The organism is Halobacterium wangiae, assembly GCF_021249345.1.
Classification (GTDB): Archaea; Halobacteriota; Halobacteria; order Halobacteriales; family Halobacteriaceae; genus Halobacterium; species Halobacterium wangiae.
Genome location: NZ_CP089588.1, coordinates 1,213,450 through 1,231,480, shown reverse-complemented (window position 1 = coordinate 1,231,480; position 18,031 = coordinate 1,213,450). Strand labels below are relative to the sequence as shown.

Genomic DNA, 18,031 nt, shown 5'->3' with positions numbered 1-18,031 from the left:
ATATTGGGCTTTCGCCAATACCACTACTCCTGTCTTAACCAGTTGGAGACATAGACTGTCGTCGGTTCATCGAGCAAGCAAAGTCCGAGGCAATCCTCGAGTGTCCGGTAATGAGATGCGGGAAGTGTGTGGTACGCGTCGCCATCGGTAGGGCACCCCAAAAATTAGAACCGCGAAACTAGTCCACTGACTGCACCCTTTATCCACATGGTACTGAATAGTTAGAGATCTCTGACACATAAAGGGCTTGCACAAAATCTTTGAACGGGCACGTCACGCGCTAAACCACTGCTCCAGACAGATATGGCGAACACACTAAATACCCAAAACAAGGGGTTGAGTGTCAATCATTGCCGAAGGGATTAAGTATAATGACTTGAGAAAAGGGGAGTATGCCACGCAAAGGCAAGACAGATACGAGCCGCCGAAGGTTCCTCAAAGCGACCGGTGCCGCCGCCCTAACTGCGACGGTTGCCGGATGTACCTCTGGCGACGACGATGAAGGCAACGATAACACTGACGAAACGACTACTACTGACAGTTCGACAGGCACTACCACGAGCGGTGATAATAACGAGGGCTACACTCCCAACTTCGAGGGATACCCATACGGGGTCAACGAGACCCAGGTTGAACAGGCTCGTCAGGTCATGGAAGAAGCCGGTTATGGCCCAAACAACCGGTTCGAGCTAGACTGGCTCCAGTACCAGAGTCCAGCCTGGGAGGAGATGGCGAACACGATCCGTGCCCGTCTAGAACAGGCCCACATCGACATGAACATCAGCCAGGCGGACTTCGGGGCACTTCTCAACACCACTGAGAAGGGAGACCACCAGGCCTACACGCTCGGGTGGATTGCTGACTACCCTCAGCCTCGGAACTTCCTGCAGCTGATTTCGCCCGACAACACCCTCTATGGGGAAAGCGGCGCCAACGGGGCCCGCCTCTTCTGGTCGGAGGACGCAAACGCTTCCCCCGAAGTCCGGCAGTTCATGAACGAGCAGTACCAGCAGATCTTGGACAATCCGGGGCAGTCTGATGAGGCAGTCCAGGCCCGCAGTGAAGCAGCTGTCAATATGGAGGAGGGTCTCTGGGAATCCGCTGCTCTCATCCCGATCTACCACCGGTTCGACGAGGTCTTCTGGTACGACCACGTCGATTACAATCCGTTCGGCGGTATGGGGAGCTCCCGCCAGAAGTCCAACAATGCAGTGTCGGCCATTGAGGGGAAGAACCGCCTGAGTGGTTCGTCTGCTACGTTCAACTCCCTAGACCCGGTTGCGTCGGGGAACACTGCTAGCGGGGCAAAGATCATGAACATGTTCGATGCCCCGACGAACTACCGGAACGGAACGGCCGAAGTCGAGAACCTGCTGATTCAGGACTACAACATCAATGATGACTTCACCGAGTACACCTTCACGCTGAAGGAGGGCGTTCAGTTCCACGATGATTATGGCGAGATGACGGCGGACGACGTCGTCTACTCGTTCCGGCGTCTGATGGAGTCGACGAACTCCACGAACCAGTACTTCCCAGTGAAGGTGCTGGGAATCGAACACGAGACGGACGACGACGGAAACATCACGCGTGCAACCGGTGTCGAGGCAGTTGATGACTACACCTTCCGCATCACGCTCGAGAGCCCCTTCCCGTACGGTCTGTCCGTGCTTGCCTACAGCGCCTTCTCGGTTGTCCCCGAGGGCATTGTTGGGGACATCGAGGGCTACGACGGAGAAATGGCATACGAGGAGTTCTCGTCCTCGAACCCCATTGGGACTGGCCCATTCGAGTTCGTGAATTGGGAGTCCGGCAACGGTGGAGAGTTCTCTGCAGACACCTTCGAGGACTACCACGGCGACGTGGCGTCCTTCGACGGTACGGACAGTGCAATCATCACTGACCCAACGGCATCGTACAACTACTTCCTTAACGAGAACGCGGACATTTCTGGGATTCCGACCTCCCAGTACGATCCAAATCTTGTCTCCGTTGAGGAAACCCTTGAGGGAGGCCGTCAGGTTGGGAGTTACGGCCCTCTGGAGAACGACAAGACGGTCAATTACTCTGGGGTTCCAACTATTAACACGTTCTACGTCGGATTCAACCTGCAGAAGGTCCCGCAGGCTGTTCGGCAAGCGATGGCACACGTTGTCAACCGCGAGCAGTTCGTCTCGGACGTCTTCAAGGGGCGCGGCGCTGGTGCATACCACCTCCAGCCGTCGCAGGTCTTCCCAGGCGGACAGGAAAGCTACGACCAGCATTACCAGGGCTAACGGCGCTGCCCGGTAGCTGAACCGAATCATTTTTGCACTCATACTTCATTCCAACAGGCATACCCACAATTGCCCTAACCCATCCATGTTGCATAATCAGGCACCCCTTCGAAACTGCACTCCCCGGTGATAACACATGAATCGACTAGTATACATCGCCAAGCGACTGATCCTTGGTGTCCCGGTCCTCCTCTTTGGCCTTACTGTCACGTTCCTCGTACTGTACCTGGGGCCAATCGATCCTGTACTCGCCATCCTTGGCCGAGACGCTAATCCGACAGCCGCCCGCCAGCTCGAAATCGCTCTTGGATTGCGATACCCGAATGGCAACCCAATCCCCCTCTGGGTTCAGTACAAGAATTTCCTCGTCGACATGCTCACGTTCAACTTCGGGGACTCCTGGGGGGTTGCTCGCAATCAGCCTGTAATGGACCTGATCATCGGTCGATTACCCGCCACCCTCTGGCTCGGCTTCTGGTCGGTTGTAATTGCACTAGGACTCGGAGTCCCTATCGGCCTCTACGCCGGGTTAAATTCCAACTCGTGGGGTGATTACACGGCATCCTTCGGCGGTATTGTTTGGCGAGCGATGCCGAACTTCTGGCTCGCAGTTATGCTTGCCGGCACCCTCTCCGCTGGCGGGCTTCTCTCTGGTTATCGGGACTTCCTCATCAAGACAGACGTTATTGGGACTTCTGATGCCCTCGGCCACCTTTTCTCGGGAATCACGCCGTTCACTGGAATCCCAATTCTCGAATTCTTCTGGATTCCAATTCCGAACTTAATGCCAATGGCCGCCGCGCTAAAATGGATTCTTCCAGCTGCCCTCGTCCTCGGATCCGCATCCATGGGGAATGAGGTTCGTATCGGGCGAACAGCTGTCTTAGAGAGTCTGAATTCGGAGTACATTGATACTGCAAAAGCCAAAGGCGTATCTACGCGCAAGATAATCACGAAACACGTTGGACGGAACGCGGTTATTCCCCTCCTCCCCGTTATTATGGGGGAATTCTATCTTCTGATAGGCGGCTCCGTTCTCGTTGAGAGCGTCTTCAGCATCAACGGACTTGGGAACCTGTTCCTCCGGGCTGCATTCGCTGCAGACATCCCGGTCTTGATGTCCTTGACGTTCATCTTCATCGTCATCCAAATCCTGTTCAATACGACACAGGACCTCCTGTACACGTATATTGACCCTCGAATTGCGCTCTCAGACAACTCCGAGTAAACTACTATTCAACAATGTGTGCAAACGTCACTCAACCGGATGATGCGCCTGGAACCACAACCAGTGGTTCCAGTGGCCTGTGGTCCCGACTAGCAAACAACCCAGAACCCGCTGTCCGCTGGGGTATAGTAGCAGCAGTGCTCCTCCTTGTTGAACTCGGTGCCTTCCTTGGTGGAGTTCTCACTATCCTCGACGCGACCGTCATGGGTGTTACGGCGTTCTTTGATGTCGTTCTTGGCGTGTTTTCTCCCGCCCTCGCAGGGATGGTTGTAGACGTCCAACTTGCTCTCAGTGGGTTCATCGAGGGGCTTCGTGCCTCGGCCCACGAAATGCCGACGCTCCTCAGCCGAGACGTAATCCCCAACCAGGGGTATAAGACTCCTGATGGGTCCTGGATAGGGCCGTTTATGGGTCTCTCCCCTGCTATCGCATGGGCACTTCGATTGTCTCTAGTACTCGTTTACTCACTATTCAGCTTCTATTGGTTGTACAGGGGCTGGCTCACGTTCCGGCGACACTATCGAAAAGCTGACTGGACTCCCAAGGATGACATGGTTAACCGCCTCCGGAACCACAGCTGGGGGAAGTTTGGTGTGGTTGTTTTGGTGCTATTCTTGACGATGTCTCTGTTCGGAACGACGATGGCTCCTTCAACGGTTAGTCAGAATATCACCTCGTCATACGGGCATGAGTTCCAGTACTACTCAGAGGAAACTGGACAAGTTGAAACGATTACTTCTGGACAGGCCAACTTCAATTCGAAATCGAAGGGTGCAGGTGATCAAAACGTGGGTGTCATGTCCTACGACGAGTACGATCGCTTCCATCCGTTTGGTACGCTTACAAATGGTCGTGACTTGTTCACCTACATGATGGGTGGGGCCCAAATCACACTAATGGTTGCTGGCATCTCAATTGGACTAGCCAGTCTTATCGCGGCTTTACTTGCCCTCGTATCGTCGTATTACACTGGCATTGTGGACCTCTCTGTGCTGACCATAGCCGATGGTGTGGTATCAATCCCGCAACTGCTATTGTTAATCCTCGTTAGTGTCGTCTTCCAGAACCACTGGCTTGCAAGTGTTCTTAATGGCGGGCTGCTACTAGCTCTGATATTCGGCCTCACGACTTGGCCGTTCCTGTGGCGGTCTCTCCGCGGGCCAGCGCTGCAGGTAGCCCAAGAGGAGTGGGTTGACGCTGCAAAAAGCTTCGGCCAACGGCCGACCACAACGATGCGAAAGCACATGTTCCCCTACGTCCTCGGGTATTTACTGATCTATGCGTCCATGTCCGTTGGCGGAATCGTCATTGCGATGGCCTCGCTGTCATTCCTAGGTAACGGGCTTGGAATCAGCCCCCCGACGCCTGCTTGGGGTCGTGCTATTTCGCTCGGACAGCCCTACGTGTCGACTCAATCCTGGCATATCTCCCTTATTCCGGGAATCATGATTGTCATCCTCGTCACGGGCGCAAATGCGTTGGGTGACGGGATTCGTGACGCAATCGATCCCGAAAGTGAGGGTGGTTCCGAAGAAGAAGCCGCGGCAGCAGGAGGTGGTGCCTAAATGAGCTCAATGATCGACGAACATAACGATCACACCGGAAAAGAGGCAGTACTGTCCGTACGCAATCTTCAGACTGTCTTCCGAACAGACCGCGAACAAATCCACGCTGTGGATGGCATCAGCTTCGACATTCACACCGGAGAGACCCTCGGGATCGTCGGTGAATCCGGTTCAGGGAAGAGTGTCACCGCCCGCTCTATCATGGGCCTAATAGATTCTCCAGGGGAGATTCTCCCAGGATCATCGATCAAATTTAACGGGGAGGAACTCACAGAGTACACCAATTCGGAGTATCAGCAAATCCGCGGAAGCGGCATCGGGATGGTCTTTCAGGACCCACTGAAGTCACTAAACCCGGTTTACACCGTCGGGAATCAAATCAAGGAGGCCCTCAAAATTAATCGTGGCATCACTGGTCAAGAAGCCACGAACAAAGCGGTTGAGTTGCTTGAGGACGTCGCAATTCCTGACCCAGTACGTCGGCTTGGGGAGTACCCTCACGAATTCTCTGGCGGGATGCGCCAGCGAGCAGTCATCGCAATGATGCTTGCGTGTGACCCTGAACTCCTCATCTGTGACGAGCCGACAACGGCGCTTGACGTGACTATTCAAGCACAAATCATTGAACTCCTCCAAGACCTCCAAGAGGAGCGAGATCTCGCGATTCTCTTTATCACCCACGATATGGGTGTGATAGCGGAAATCAGTGACCGGGTGAACGTTATGTACGCCGGTGAGTTCCTCGAGAAAGCGCCGGTCAAGGAACTGTTCAAGAATCCAAAACACCCCTACACAGAAGGCCTTCTGAATGCTATTCCTGGAACGCACGCGGAACAAGAGCGGCTGAACACTATCGAAGGTGACGTTCCCACTCCTAATCAGCCAGCTTCCAACTGCCGGTTCGCGCCACGATGTCCAAAAGCGTTCGAGGATTGTACTGAAGTCCACCCTATCCACGTCCCCGTTTCTGAGGATAAGGACCATACTGCGGCCTGTCTGCTGTACCCGGACGACCGCACTCAGGACGAGGCAGTGAAGTACCACGTCTCGCGAAGTCAGGAAAATGACCAGACAGAGGGAGGTGCAGACAAATGAGCAAAAATACTGAGCAGATGAAGTCAACCATGGCGCAGGGTCGTCGAACTCTTGTCGAAGTGGAGGGCCTGAAAAAGTACTACGGTGAAGGTGGCCGATTCAGCGGTCCCCCTGTTAAAGCAGTTGATGGCGTGAGCTTCAACATTAACAAGGGCGAGACCCTCGGCCTCGTCGGTGAATCTGGGTCTGGTAAGACGACGCTCGGCCGGACACTTATCCAACTTGAGACCGCCACAGAGGGTAGCATCTCATTCTCTGGGCGGGATATCACCGAATTGAGTGGAAAAGCACTCAAGGAGTGGCGGAAGAACGCACAAATTGTCTTTCAGGACCCCGAATCCAGTCTCAACGATCGGATGACAATCGGGGAAATCATCCGAGAGCCGCTTGATGCACACAGCTGGAAATCGCCCGCTGAGCGTCGCGAAAAAGTCCGAGATTTACTGTCTTCCGTTGGGCTACAGGAAGATCACTACTATCGATACCCCCACCAATTCTCTGGCGGACAGCGTCAGAGAATCGGGATAGCACGAGCACTAGCCCTTGAACCGGATTTCCTCGTCCTGGACGAACCGGTTAGCGCTCTTGACGCATCAGTCCAAGCGAAAATCCTCAACCTATTAGGAGACCTCCAAGACGAGTTCAATCTCACGTATCTATTTATTGCCCACGACCTCTCGGTCGTCCGCCACATCTGTGACCGCGTGGCTGTGATGTATCTTGGGAAAATCATGGAGATTGGAGATACTGAGGAACTCTATACGGACGCTCAGAACCCATATACCAACTCACTGCTGTCGGCAATTCCCCGTCCAGACCCGACGAGCGACCGAACGCGAATCACGCTACCAGGCACTCCACCTAGCCCACGTGATCCACCGGAAGGCTGCCAGTTTAGTACGCGCTGTCCAGCGAAAATTAGGCCTGAAGAACACAAGGATCTCAATAACGACACATGGGATGCAATCGAACAATTCCGTGAGGTCGTTCGCGAGCGAACCCGTATCTCCCTTGGAATTCAGAATCAAGTGAAACGACAGCTAGGCATCTTCTCAAAATACGACGATATTGAAGAAGCCGCAGACGATATCTTCGAAAACATCGAACCTCCATCGGAGGTTAAAGAATCGGTCGAAGTAGCAATTGAGCACATTAAGGCTGGGTATCCTGAAAAGGCCCGTGAGGAACTGAAGGAAGAGTTTGGAGGTGTCTGTGACACTGAAAAGCCAGATCTGTACAAAGTCAGTGATTCTGGCCGTCTGAGCTACTGTCATCGCCACCAGAGCGAATACAAAGACGTTGAAACGATAATTAACCGCCGGTCGGGTGATTAACAGGCTTTCATCAACGAAATGAACCAGCGAACGCTTCAGCTAGTCGAATTCTTGTATTGGGTTCTCGGTGCATCTTTGAGCGTCATTGCGGTAGCTGGCGCCATTGCACTGGCAACTGGCGGTACTCTAGTGACAGTAAAGGTGGTATTGTTTGTAATTGGAGTACTGCTCTTTGGGGTCGGTACAATTGGTGTCCGCCCCGCACCAGCAGCCCCCCATAAGAGCAAATCAATGTCCCTTGAGGGGAGCTCACAGACTCGTTTTGAATCCTGGCTACAGAGTCTGCCTCCACTAAACACCACCCCACTGCGATTCGCTGATCGAGTTGGTCGAAGTTGGAAAATCCTCGTAACTAGTTTAGTGGTTTTAGGGGTCTCTGCGTTCTTAGAATTCAGACTGGGGATTGCTGTCAGTACTGTTTAGTCTGAGAAGTTGCCTCGAATTCGTATAGCTTTATGTCCTCGGTCAGGATTGCATAAAGCATGTCCACGCAAACAATACTTCCCCGGTTCGCCACACTCAAATGGATTTCTCGGAAGCTAGTGGGGCTGTTCGTTGTTTACGTGGCAGTAGGGAGCGTATTTCAATCCATACAAGCAGACAGTATCCTTGGAACACTCCTGTACCTCCTTCTAGGTATCTCCGGCATCTACCTGCTCGTCAATTGGTGAGATGAACTAAGCCAATTGGTCATCCCACCTCTCGTTAATCTATAATAGTGCAGGGGGCCCGCTATCGACGAAATTCGTATGCGTAGAACTCGTCGGGGTTCGGGAAGAATGCTGAGACGTCATCGTGTTTGAATGTCCCAACCTCGGTGTGGTCAATCGTCTTAACTCGACTGTACATCTCTCCACGATCGATTGCTGCTCGAACGAGACCAGGCGCGTTCCGCATCTGATAGGCGCCTGCGAGGAATATAATTTCCTTGGCCTCCATATCGATATACTCCGTCACAATGTATACGTGCCCCTCTAGATTGGACTGGTAAACTCCTGTTTCAGTAAAATCGTTTCCTATGTAACTATCCTCAAAGTCAGGAACTTCGCTACCCGAAATAATGAACGTTAGGCCGAACTCGTCCGATTCACCCATCTGCGGTGATACGGGCGCTGTATCTCCTGCAGCCGCTGTAAATGTCGAGAACCCCTTCTCCTCGCGATCAGCAGCCATTGCTTTCATATCATGTACTGTCCGCTCCCAGCTACTTTTCACGGATTCACTTGTCTGCGCTAGCCGATCAGCCTCGGAGGGCCTGCCTCCGCCTGGCGTCTGGTTAACCATATCAAGGCATACTCGGCCATGGTCAAATGCCTTGCCACGGCCAACTGTGCAATCCCGCGGGATATTCCTCACTATATGTCTATTACCTGTTTGCGTGTGTCAGTCCGATGCGCTTAAGTAACGGGTGTGGCGTTGTACCATATGTCATGCCGACCGACGCCGCTCAGTCGACGTCCGACGCTCCCGGGACCGACGTGATGGCCTCACTGGACGACGAGGGCCCACACTCCCGACTCGTCATCGCGGATATCTCCCAGGACGAGGCCTGGGTATCGATGACGGCCGCCGCAGCGACACCGCTCGCGGCGTGGCGCTGAGACGGCAGGACTTTTGCTCACCCGCGTCGTTGACGCTCCCATGAACGTCCGCGAAGTCGCCGGCGGCCGAGAGTTCGTCGCTCGTCTCGACCACGGTGCCGACTGGCGCGAGGAACTCGAGTCGCTGGCCGCCGAGGAGGACCTGGCGGCCGCGTGGTTCTTCGGTATGGGTGCCGTCCAGGACGCCGAACTCTGGTACTACGACCAGGACGACTTCGAGTACAAGGCAGCGCGCTTCGACGAACCCCTCGAAGTCGCCGCCTGCGTCGGCAACCTCTCGGAGTTAGACGGGCAACCGTTCGCGCACACGCACGCAACACTGTCCAGACGCTCGGGGCAGGCACTGGCCGGCCACCTCGACCGCGCCACCGTCTTCGCCGGCGAGGTGTACGTCCGCGAGTTCGACACCGAGCTGGTGCGCGAACACGACGACGCGACCGACCTCGACCTCTGGCTGTAGATGCGGCCAGAAGACGAAGCCTACTTCGAGTCACTGGAGTCCCGCCTCGACGAGGCGTTCGACGTCGCCGAGCGCGCCAAAGAGCGCGGGGAGGACCCGAAACCCGAGGTGGAGATCCCGGTCGCGAAGGACATGGCCGACCGCGTCGAGAACATCCTCGGCATCGACGGCGTCGCCGACCGGGTCCGCGAACTCGAGGGCCAGATGAGCAGGGAGGAGGCCGCCCTCGAACTCGTCGAGGACTTCGTCGAGGGCACCGTCGGCGACTACGAGACGAACGCCGGGAAGGTCGAGGGCGCGGTCCGGACGGCCGTCGCCCTCCTTACCGAGGGCGTGGTCGCCGCCCCCATCGAGGGCATCGACCGCGTCGAAGTGAACACCAACGACGACGGCACGGAGTACGTCGCCGTCTACTACGCCGGCCCGATCCGCTCGGCCGGCGGGACCGCCCAGGCGCTGTCCGTGCTAGTCGCGGACTACGCACGCTCCCTCCTGGACATCGACGAGTTCAAACCGCGAGACGACGAGGTCGAGCGCTACGCCGAGGAGATCTCGCTGTACGACTCCGAGACCGGCCTCCAGTACTCGCCGAAGGCCAAGGAGACGAAGTTCATCGCCCGGAACTGCCCCGTGATGCTCGACGGCGAGGCGACCGGCAACGAGGAGGTCGACGGCTTCCGCGACCTCGAACGCATCGAGACGAACTCCGCCCGCGGCGGGATGTGTCTCGTGCTCGCGGAGGGAATCGCGCTGAAGGCCCCGAAGATCCAGCGCTACACCCGGAACCTCGACGAGGTCGATTGGCCGTGGCTCCAGGACCTCATCGACGGCACCATCGGCGAAGACGACGCCAGCGAGGACGACGAGACGGACGATGCCGAGCAGACCGCCGCGAGCGACGACGCCGAAACGGACGCCGACGACGACCCCGCCGGCCCACCCCGGGTCGACGGCTCCGAGAAGTTCCTCCGGGACCTCATCGCCGGTCGCCCCGTCTTCGGCCACCCCTCCAAGGAAGGCGGGTTCCGCCTCCGCTACGGCCGCGCCCGCAATCACGGCAACGCGACGGCGGGCGTCCACCCGGCGACGATGCACCTCCTCGACGACTTCCTCGCGACGGGCACCCAGATCAAGACGGAACTCCCGGGGAAGGCGGCGGGCGTCGTCCCCGTCGACTCCATCGAGGGCCCGACGGTGAAACTCGCGAACGGCGACGTGCGTCGCATCGACGACATCGACGAGGCCCTGGAGGTGCGCAACGGCGTCGTGGAGATCCTCGACGTCGGCGAGTACCTCGTGAACTACGGCGAGTTCGTCGAAAACAACCACGAACTCGCACCCGCCTCCTACGCGCCCGAGTGGTGGATACAGGAGTTCGAGGCCGCAGGCGCGGACGTCCAGGCGCTCCGGGACTCACCGTACGTCGACCTCGAAGCCCCGGACGCCGACCAGGCCATCGAGTGGGCGATCGAGTACGACGCGCCCCTGCACCCCGCGTACAACTACCTCTGGCACGACGTCACGGTCGAGCAGTTCGAGGACCTCGCGGCCGCCCTCGCCGACGGCCGCGTCGAAGGCGACGACCTCGTCCTCCGGAACACCGAGGCAGCCCGCGAGACCCTGGAAGCGCTCATCGTCGAACACCACCAGGGCGACGAGGAGGTTCACGTCGCGGACTGGGTGCCGCTCGCGCGGACGCTCGGAGTTACCGAGGACCTTGACCGCGAGTGGGACGACCTCAGTGACGAGGCCCGCGAGTGGCCGAACGCCATGAAGGCGGTCAACGAGGTCGCTCCCTTCGAGGTCCGCGAACGCGCCCCGACCCGCATCGGCAACCGGATGGGCCGACCCGAGAAGTCCGAGTCCCGCGACCTCTCGCCGGCGGTCCACACGCTGTTCCCCATCGGCGAAGCCGGCGGCCCCCAGCGCGACGTCGGTGAGGCCGCCCGCCACGCCCCCGACATGAGCGACACGCCCGGCGAGGTCGACGTCCGACTCGGCGAGCGCGTCTGCCCGGACTGCGACGACCACACCTACGAGGCGCGCTGCTCGGACTGCGGCACCTGGACCGACCCCCACTACGAGTGCCGGGACTGCGGCGCCGTCGCCGAACCCGACGAGTCCGGCCGCGTCGAGTGCCCGCGCTGCGAGCGCGACGTCGACAACGTCGAGACCCAGACCGTCGATATCCAGGACGAGTACCGCAGCGCCCTCCAGAACGTCGGCGAGCGCGAGAACGCCTTCGACGTGCTGAAAGGCGTCCAGGGGTTGATGTCCTCGGAGAAGGTCCCCGAACCGATGGAGAAGGGCGTCCTCCGCGCGAAACACGACGTCTCCGCGTTCAAGGACGGCACCGTCCGCTACGACATGACCGACCTCCCGGTCACCGCCGTGCGCCCGAGCGAACTCGACGTCACCGTCGAACACTTCCGGGACCTCGGCTACGACGTCGACATCCACGGCGACCCGCTCGAACACGACGACCAGCTGGTCGAACTCCGCGTGCAGGACGTCGTCCTCTCGGACGGCGCCGCCGAACACATGCTGAAGACCGCGGACTTCGTCGACGACCTCCTGACCCAGTACTACGGCCTTAACGCCTTCTACGAGTTCGAGGAACGCGACGACCTCGTCGGCGAACTCGTCTTCGGGATGGCGCCCCACACCTCTGCCGCCGTCGTCGGCCGCGTCGTCGGGTTCACCTCGGCGGCCGTCGGTTACGCACACCCGTACTTCCACGCCTCCAAACGTCGGAACTGCTTCCACCCCGAAACGAAGGTCTGGTACGAGGACGAGGCCGGCGAATGGCACAACGACGCCATCGAGACACTGGTCGAGGAACGTCTCGACCCCGAGACGGCCGACGAGGACAACTTCGGGACGCTCGTGCAGGAACTGGATGAAAGCGTGTTCGTTCCGTCTGTCGACGAGAACGGCGAAGATACGCTCCAGCCAGTCGAGGCAGTCTCGAAGCACCCCGCGCCAGACCACCTCGTCCGCGTCGAAACGAGTAGCGGCCAAGAACTCAAAGTGACGCCGGACCACTCGATGCGGCGGTGGACTGGCGACGGTTTGGAACGAGTCGACGCGACGGAACTGTCTGCCGGCGATTCGCTTCCCGCGCCGAAGCAGATTCCGGCCGAGGGAGAGACGCAGACGTTCGACCTCCTTGCCGAGTTCCTCGAGGCCGAAGCGATACCGAACGAGGACCTCATGGTTCGCGGTATCGGCGAACCGGGTCTCAAGGCCCTGCTCGACGAAGCGACTGATGCCGGGGGATACTTGAAAGGCGCTGCAGACCGCCTCGACCTGAGTCAGTCGACCGTGTACAACTGGGTGTCCCGGGACAGCATCCCGGCGAGCGTATTGGTAGACCTCTTCGATCGCGACGTCGTAGTTCGCAGGGTTCCAGACGACGTCACGCTCGGGATTCGTCGCGACACGGCCGCCGTATCCCGCCACTTCGAAGTCGACGAAACGGTCGGGACACTGCTCGGCTACTACGCAGCGGAGGGGTTCACGCGCCGAGAAGCAGGGTCGTTCTACCAGACGACAATCTGCATCCCCGACGAAGATGTACGCGAACAGCTCACCGAGTCCTTCGAACGGGAACTGAACGTCGAGGCGTTCGAGGAGAACGAGTGGAAACTCACAGTCTCGAGCCGACTCGTCGCGACGCTTTTCGCTGACGTCCTCGATGCTGGCAGCCGAGCAGAGACGAAACGAATCCCGGACTGCGTCCTGGCGGGTCCGAAGCCCGTGCTCCGGACGTTCCTCGCTGCCTACCTCTCCGGTGACGGAAGCACGTCCAGTGACCGTGTCGAAATTCGCGCTCACACCGTGAGCGATACGCTCCAGTCGGACCTCGTGTCTGCGTTCAAACGGTTCGGCATCGCTACCAAGGTCTACCGGGAAGAACGCACACCGGAAACGGGCGCGGTCGCCGAGTTCTACGACGGCGACGCCCCATCCTTCGAGACGTGGATACTGAAAATCACCTCCGAGAACGCAGTCCGGTTCGCAGACCGAATCGGGTTCCACCTCGACCGCAAGGCAGAGACGCTCGTCAGCGCCCTCGACCGCATCGACACCCGGCCCCAGCGCCTCTTCGGTGATGGTGGCGACGTCTGGCTGGACGAGGTTCAGTCAGTCGAGATAGTCGAATCAGACGTCGAGCACACGTACTGCGTGACCGTCGAAGAGACACATACACTCGTGGCGAACGACGTCTACGCGGGCCAGTGCGACGGAGACGAGGACTGCGTGATGCTCCTGCTGGACGGCCTGCTGAACTTCTCGAAGTCGTTCCTGCCGGACAAACGCGGGGGCCAGATGGACGCGCCGCTGGTGATGTCCTCGCGCATCGACCCCAGCGAGATCGACGACGAGGCCCACAACATCGACATCGCGACGGAGTACCCGAAGGAGTTCTTCGAGGCGACCCGCGAACTCGCGGACCCCGAGGACGTCGAGGACCTCGTCCAGATCGCGGAGTCGACGCTGGGTACCGACCACGAGTACACCGGGTTCGGCCACACCCACGACACGACGACCATCCACCTCGGGCCGGAGCTATCGGCGTACAAGACTCTCGGCTCGATGATGGACAAGATGGACGCCCAGCTGGAGCTCGCACGGAAGCTCCGCGCCGTCGACGAGACGGACGTCGCCGAGCGCGTCATCGAGTACCACTTCCTGCCCGACCTCATCGGCAACCTCCGGGCGTTCAGTCGCCAGGAGACGCGCTGTCTAGACTGCGGGGAGAAGTACCGCCGGATGCCGCTCACCGGGGACTGCCGGGAGTGTGGCGGGCGCGTGAACCTCACGGTCCACGAGGGCTCCGTGAACAAGTACATGGACACCGCCATCCAGGTCGCCGAGGACTACGACTGCAGGGAGTACACGAAACAGCGTCTCGCGCTCCTCGACCGGAAACTGGAGTCCGTCTTCGAGAACGACAAGAATAGGCCATCGACCATTGGGGATTTCATGTGATTACGACCTCCATCCTTCTCTAATCTTTCCACCGTCCCTCGTTAGCTGTGCCCAGGGGATTATTCCAACACCGTCGTCGTGAATCAGCTGTGAAATAGATCTGCGTATCTACCGCGTCTCTCAATCGGTGTCCGGATAGATGGTTTGCTCGGTGAGATTTTTCACCCCTCTTCGGAATCGCTCGGAGGCAGCACTCTCGGAGATACCGAGCCGTTCACCGAGTTCATCGAGCGACGATTGGCGGGGAATATCGAGATAGCCGCTGTCCACCGCCTCGGTCAGCGTTGCCCGCTGGGCATCGGACAGCGCAGGCAGGTCGTGATCTAGTATCTCTGACCGCTCGTAGATTCGGTGAAACTCAAAGTCAACTTCGTGTTCAAGACAGAACCGATAGACCTGCTCGAAGGCCTCCCGAGACGGAAACCGGGTTCGGTTTCGCCACCCCTCGCCGGAAGCGGTGATCTCCAATTGAACACCCCCGGCTTCAACTACCAGCGGCATGATGCTGGCTTCGGCACCCTCGCCGACGAGCGTAAAGCGATACAGGCGACGACCACCCGCCTCGGTCAAAACCGTGGGTCGCGCCACCGTGGGGTCATCGGCAATCGCCAAGTCCAACACGTCTAAATCCGCACAGTCGATCCAAGCAATCGTCCACATCTGACCGTCCGGGTCAGTGTAGGAGTCCTCCCACGTCACTTCGATGCCGGGGACGCGTTGGAGTGTCTCCCTGAGGAACGGGTGATCGAGCGTGTACTCGGCGATTATCACGGGTCTATGACTCCACTCCTATGTGTGATAATGTGGGCAGAGCTAATAAACACCGGGAAAACTCCGGGGTTAGGTTCACCGCTGCCTGTCTCCGAGACGATGATGATGGGGAATCACCTACCTGAATCACCTGAGCGAAGGACCCGAGTGCATCGGCTGTTTTCCGTCTTGGCAACCGAAGACCGCCGATGGGTACTCGAGTATTTCCAGTCGTCGGGGGACGACGTCGCCTCGATTGACGAACTCGTCGATTCCCTGGACCACTGTGACGACCGGGAACGAACTGCGCTTGGACTCCACCACAGGACCCTCCCGAAGCTAGCTGACCTCGGCCTCCTCGACTACGACTCGCGGACAGAAACCGTCCGGTGCTACGGCCATCCCCTCCTGAGCAAGCACCTGGACGGTGACGCCGAGCGGGAGCGCGAGGAGGTGCAGGAGCGGTGATGGTGATGTGCCGGGGCTGCGGGGAGTTCGTCCGGGCGAAAACGGAGGATGAGGATATCGCTCCCTTGCGAGACGAGTGTCCGCACTGTGGTGGGGTGGAGTTCAAACACAACGATTCGGGGACGATCATCCGAACGGACGAGTAGACCGTCCGTGGTCGATTCGGACGGTAACCCTCGGGCTGATTATATCCTCTGTACTTAGCAATTGAGGGCCAGGGTTGCTTTGTCGACAAGAACAAGCAGAGCGGTATCGCGGACTTCATGTAGCGGTTTCTGGTCGAGACCCGCCCGCGAACCGCTCTCACTCGATGTCCCAGTCGCCGAGCATCAGCAGCCACTCCTCGTCGTCGAGGACGTCGCGGTCGAACTCGATGGCGCTGGCGATGGGGAGTGGTCTGACGGCGTGGCTCGTCAACGTGGAGAACCGGGAGAGGAGAGCGTTGTCGTCCCGGAGGAAGCCCCGTCGCCGCAGCACGGACGGGAAGGGGTCCGTCGGGGCCTTCACGATGTCGGTGTCGAGGTCGTCGAGCGCCGCGTCGAGCGCGGCCGCGAACGCCGGTGCGCGCTCGGAATTGGTGGCCATCGGCTGGGTGTCGAGCACGTACGCGGTGGTGCTGTCGGGCAGCGACTCGGTGGCGACGACGACCGTCGCGACGGGGTCGCCGCCGCGGCGCGCGACGTACGTCGCGGTCTCCCACAGCGGGTTGGCGAACCGCCACTCGAGGTAGGCCTCCTCCCGGGGGACGTGGATCGCCTCGGGAGTGGTTTCGGTGTAGACGCCGCGGATCGCGTCGGTCGCCACGCCGTCGACGCGCTCGACGGTGACGTCGCTGGGTGCTGTCGTGAGCCGTCGAGAGGCGCCGAGACCGATGCTGAGCGCGGGAGCGGCGAAGTGCTTGAGCAGACCGACGGTGGTAGAGTCCGCGTGCTTCTCGCCGGCGGCGATGCGCTCGACGTCGTGGATGCGGTACCGCGTGGTCACCTCCGAGACCGTCGTCCAATCGAACTTCTCGAGACCGGGGCGGAGCGCGTCGCTCGGGAAGTTGAACAGCAGGGTGGTGCGGTCCTCGAACGTGGACAGCAGCCGCTCGGTCATCCGGGTGAAGACGCCGCGCCGGCGGTGGTCGGGGTGGACGATCCAGTCGACGGGCTGGCGGGAGACGATGCGGTCGGCGCCGACGGCCAGCGGCATCGGGAGCAGCGGTTCCGCGCCGACGAGCGTCTCCCCCCGTTCGGCGACGACCATCTCGACCTCCGTGGCGTAGGGGTTGCGTTCGAACCGCCACTCGAACCACTCCTCGCTCTTCGAGCGCCCCCAGACGTCCTCGTACAGCGAGAGGAACGGTTCTCTGTCTCCTGCCTGGGCGAGCCGGATAGTGTAGTCCTCGGCCGCGACCGCCCCTTCCTGGGCCATAGTCACTCACTGGGCTCCACCCGCCATTAGTAAGGCCACCGTACGTTGGGTAGAAACGACTTACCTGCTACCCCGGTGCCAGTCGGGTCGTCGCCAGGCGGGACTGCCAGCGGCTGGGCGGCCCAGAACAGTGGTGGCGTCGGTTCCGGCGCCTGGGTTTATGCAGTATCGTGACGAACGTGTCTGTATGAGCGACGACCCACCGCGTCTCGGACTCGGCGCGACAGTGTACACCGAGGACGGCGAGGAACTCGGCACCGTTCGCGGATTCGACGAGGACGGCTTCTTCGTCACTACGCGTGAGGGAATCGACGCGCTCTCCATCGAACACGAGCGCTCCGGCCACGACTTCGGGGAGGCCGAACTCATGTGGCGCTGCTCGCAGTGTGGCGAGATGGGCGACCTCCAGGACTCGTTCCCGGAGGAGTGCCCGAACTGCGGCGCCGAGAAGGAAGAGATCTACTACTGGACGGAGGACTGACCGTCTAGAACGGGGCCTGGGGGCCTTCGTCTTCTTCGCGGTCCTCGCTGTCGGTGTCCTCGCCGGGGAACGACGGGCTCATCCCGCTGTCCCCGCCCATGCCGGTGTCGGCGTGGACCGTGTCGATCTCGGGGATCTCCTTGGTCATGCGGGACTTGATCGCCTGGATCGTCATCGGGGAGATACCGCAGCCCGAACACGCGCCGCCGAGCTGGAGGTCGACGACGCCCTCCTCGCGGTCGATGTTCTGGATGGCCGCGGTGCCGCCGTGCATCTGGATCTGTGGGAAGTTCCGGCGGAGGAAGTTGTTGACGCGCTCCTCCAGGTCGTCCCCGTCCTGAGTCTCGGTGCTCATGGACCGG

16 protein-coding genes are annotated in these 18,031 nt (G+C 59.5%); 12 read left to right on the top strand and 4 right to left on the bottom strand.

Annotated elements, in window-relative coordinates; translation table 11 throughout:
- Positions 1–392: 392 nt before the first annotated feature.
- From LT965_RS06800 to LT965_RS06775, 7 genes are all read left to right on the top strand, one after another.
- Positions 393–2,276 carry an ABC transporter substrate-binding protein gene (locus LT965_RS06800; protein ID WP_232703265.1) on the top strand — a complete coding sequence of 628 codons (1,884 nt, stop codon included), beginning with the start codon at positions 393–395 and terminating at the stop codon, positions 2,274–2,276.
- Between the two features lie 136 nt (positions 2,277–2,412).
- The gene (locus LT965_RS06795) at positions 2,413–3,504 is read left to right on the top strand and encodes an ABC transporter permease (protein WP_232703264.1); all 1,092 of its coding nucleotides are present in this window, start codon (positions 2,413–2,415) and stop codon (positions 3,502–3,504) included.
- A gap of 14 nt (positions 3,505–3,518) precedes the next feature.
- Positions 3,519–5,069, top strand: a complete 1,551-nt coding sequence (locus LT965_RS06790) for an ABC transporter permease (protein WP_232703263.1) — start codon at positions 3,519–3,521, stop codon at positions 5,067–5,069.
- Complete coding sequence (locus tag LT965_RS06785) at positions 5,070–6,164, top strand: ABC transporter ATP-binding protein (RefSeq protein WP_232703262.1); 1,095 nt, start codon at positions 5,070–5,072, stop codon at positions 6,162–6,164. It abuts the gene before it with no gap.
- A complete protein-coding gene (locus LT965_RS06780) occupies positions 6,161–7,498 on the top strand; it encodes an ABC transporter ATP-binding protein (RefSeq protein WP_232703261.1) in 1,338 nt (445 codons plus the stop codon). The genes LT965_RS06785 and LT965_RS06780 overlap by 4 nt, the downstream gene beginning before the upstream one ends.
- Positions 7,499–7,516: 18 nt before the next feature.
- Positions 7,517–7,921: a DUF7555 family protein gene (locus LT965_RS16685; RefSeq protein WP_432419310.1), complete on the top strand. Its 405-nt coding sequence runs from the start codon at positions 7,517–7,519 to the stop codon at positions 7,919–7,921.
- Between the two features lie 59 nt (positions 7,922–7,980).
- Positions 7,981–8,169 carry a hypothetical protein gene (locus LT965_RS06775; RefSeq protein WP_232703260.1) on the top strand — a complete coding sequence of 63 codons (189 nt, stop codon included), beginning with the start codon at positions 7,981–7,983 and terminating at the stop codon, positions 8,167–8,169.
- Positions 8,170–8,230: 61 nt separating this feature from the next.
- Here LT965_RS06775 and LT965_RS06770 read toward each other — a convergent pair whose 3' ends face one another.
- The gene (locus tag LT965_RS06770; protein WP_232703259.1) at positions 8,231–8,782 is read right to left on the bottom strand and encodes a DUF7529 family protein; all 552 of its coding nucleotides are present in this window, start codon (positions 8,780–8,782) and stop codon (positions 8,231–8,233) included.
- A gap of 146 nt (positions 8,783–8,928) precedes the next feature.
- Here LT965_RS06770 and LT965_RS06765 point away from each other — a divergent pair, with 146 nt between their 5' ends.
- Genes LT965_RS06765 through LT965_RS06755 form a run of 3 tightly spaced genes read left to right on the top strand, consistent with a single transcriptional unit; the run spans position 8,929 to position 14,554 of the window.
- Entirely contained in the window at positions 8,929–9,099 is a 171-nt protein-coding gene (locus tag LT965_RS06765; RefSeq protein WP_232703258.1) for a DUF7556 family protein, read from the top strand.
- Positions 9,100–9,139: 40 nt separating this feature from the next.
- On the top strand, positions 9,140–9,559 hold the full coding sequence (locus LT965_RS06760; protein ID WP_232703257.1) for a PPC domain-containing DNA-binding protein: 420 nt from the start codon (positions 9,140–9,142) through the stop codon (positions 9,557–9,559).
- Positions 9,560–14,554 (top strand): DNA polymerase II large subunit, encoded by a 4,995-nt coding sequence (locus LT965_RS06755; protein WP_232703256.1) that lies wholly within the window; start codon positions 9,560–9,562, stop codon positions 14,552–14,554.
- Between the two features lie 120 nt (positions 14,555–14,674).
- Here LT965_RS06755 and LT965_RS06750 read toward each other — a convergent pair whose 3' ends face one another.
- A complete protein-coding gene (locus LT965_RS06750; protein WP_232703255.1) occupies positions 14,675–15,325 on the bottom strand; it encodes a helix-turn-helix domain-containing protein in 651 nt (216 codons plus the stop codon).
- A 168-nt stretch (positions 15,326–15,493) separates the two neighbouring features.
- On the opposite strand from LT965_RS06750, the gene LT965_RS06745 reads away from it, so the two are divergent.
- On the top strand, positions 15,494–15,772 hold the full coding sequence (locus LT965_RS06745) for a DUF7344 domain-containing protein (protein WP_232703254.1): 279 nt from the start codon (positions 15,494–15,496) through the stop codon (positions 15,770–15,772).
- Between the two features lie 303 nt (positions 15,773–16,075).
- Here LT965_RS06745 and LT965_RS06740 read toward each other — a convergent pair whose 3' ends face one another.
- A complete protein-coding gene (locus tag LT965_RS06740; RefSeq protein ID WP_232703617.1) occupies positions 16,076–17,188 on the bottom strand; it encodes a GNAT family N-acetyltransferase in 1,113 nt (370 codons plus the stop codon).
- Positions 17,189–17,375: 187 nt separating this feature from the next.
- On the opposite strand from LT965_RS06740, the gene LT965_RS06735 reads away from it, so the two are divergent.
- Positions 17,376–17,669: a DUF7130 family rubredoxin-like protein gene (locus tag LT965_RS06735; protein ID WP_232703253.1), complete on the top strand. Its 294-nt coding sequence runs from the start codon at positions 17,376–17,378 to the stop codon at positions 17,667–17,669.
- Between the two features lie 4 nt (positions 17,670–17,673).
- On the opposite strand, the gene LT965_RS06730 is transcribed toward LT965_RS06735, so the two are convergent.
- Positions 17,674–18,024 carry a NifU family protein gene (locus LT965_RS06730; RefSeq protein WP_232703252.1) on the bottom strand — a complete coding sequence of 117 codons (351 nt, stop codon included), beginning with the start codon at positions 18,022–18,024 and terminating at the stop codon, positions 17,674–17,676.
- Positions 18,025–18,031: the final 7 nt, after the last annotated feature.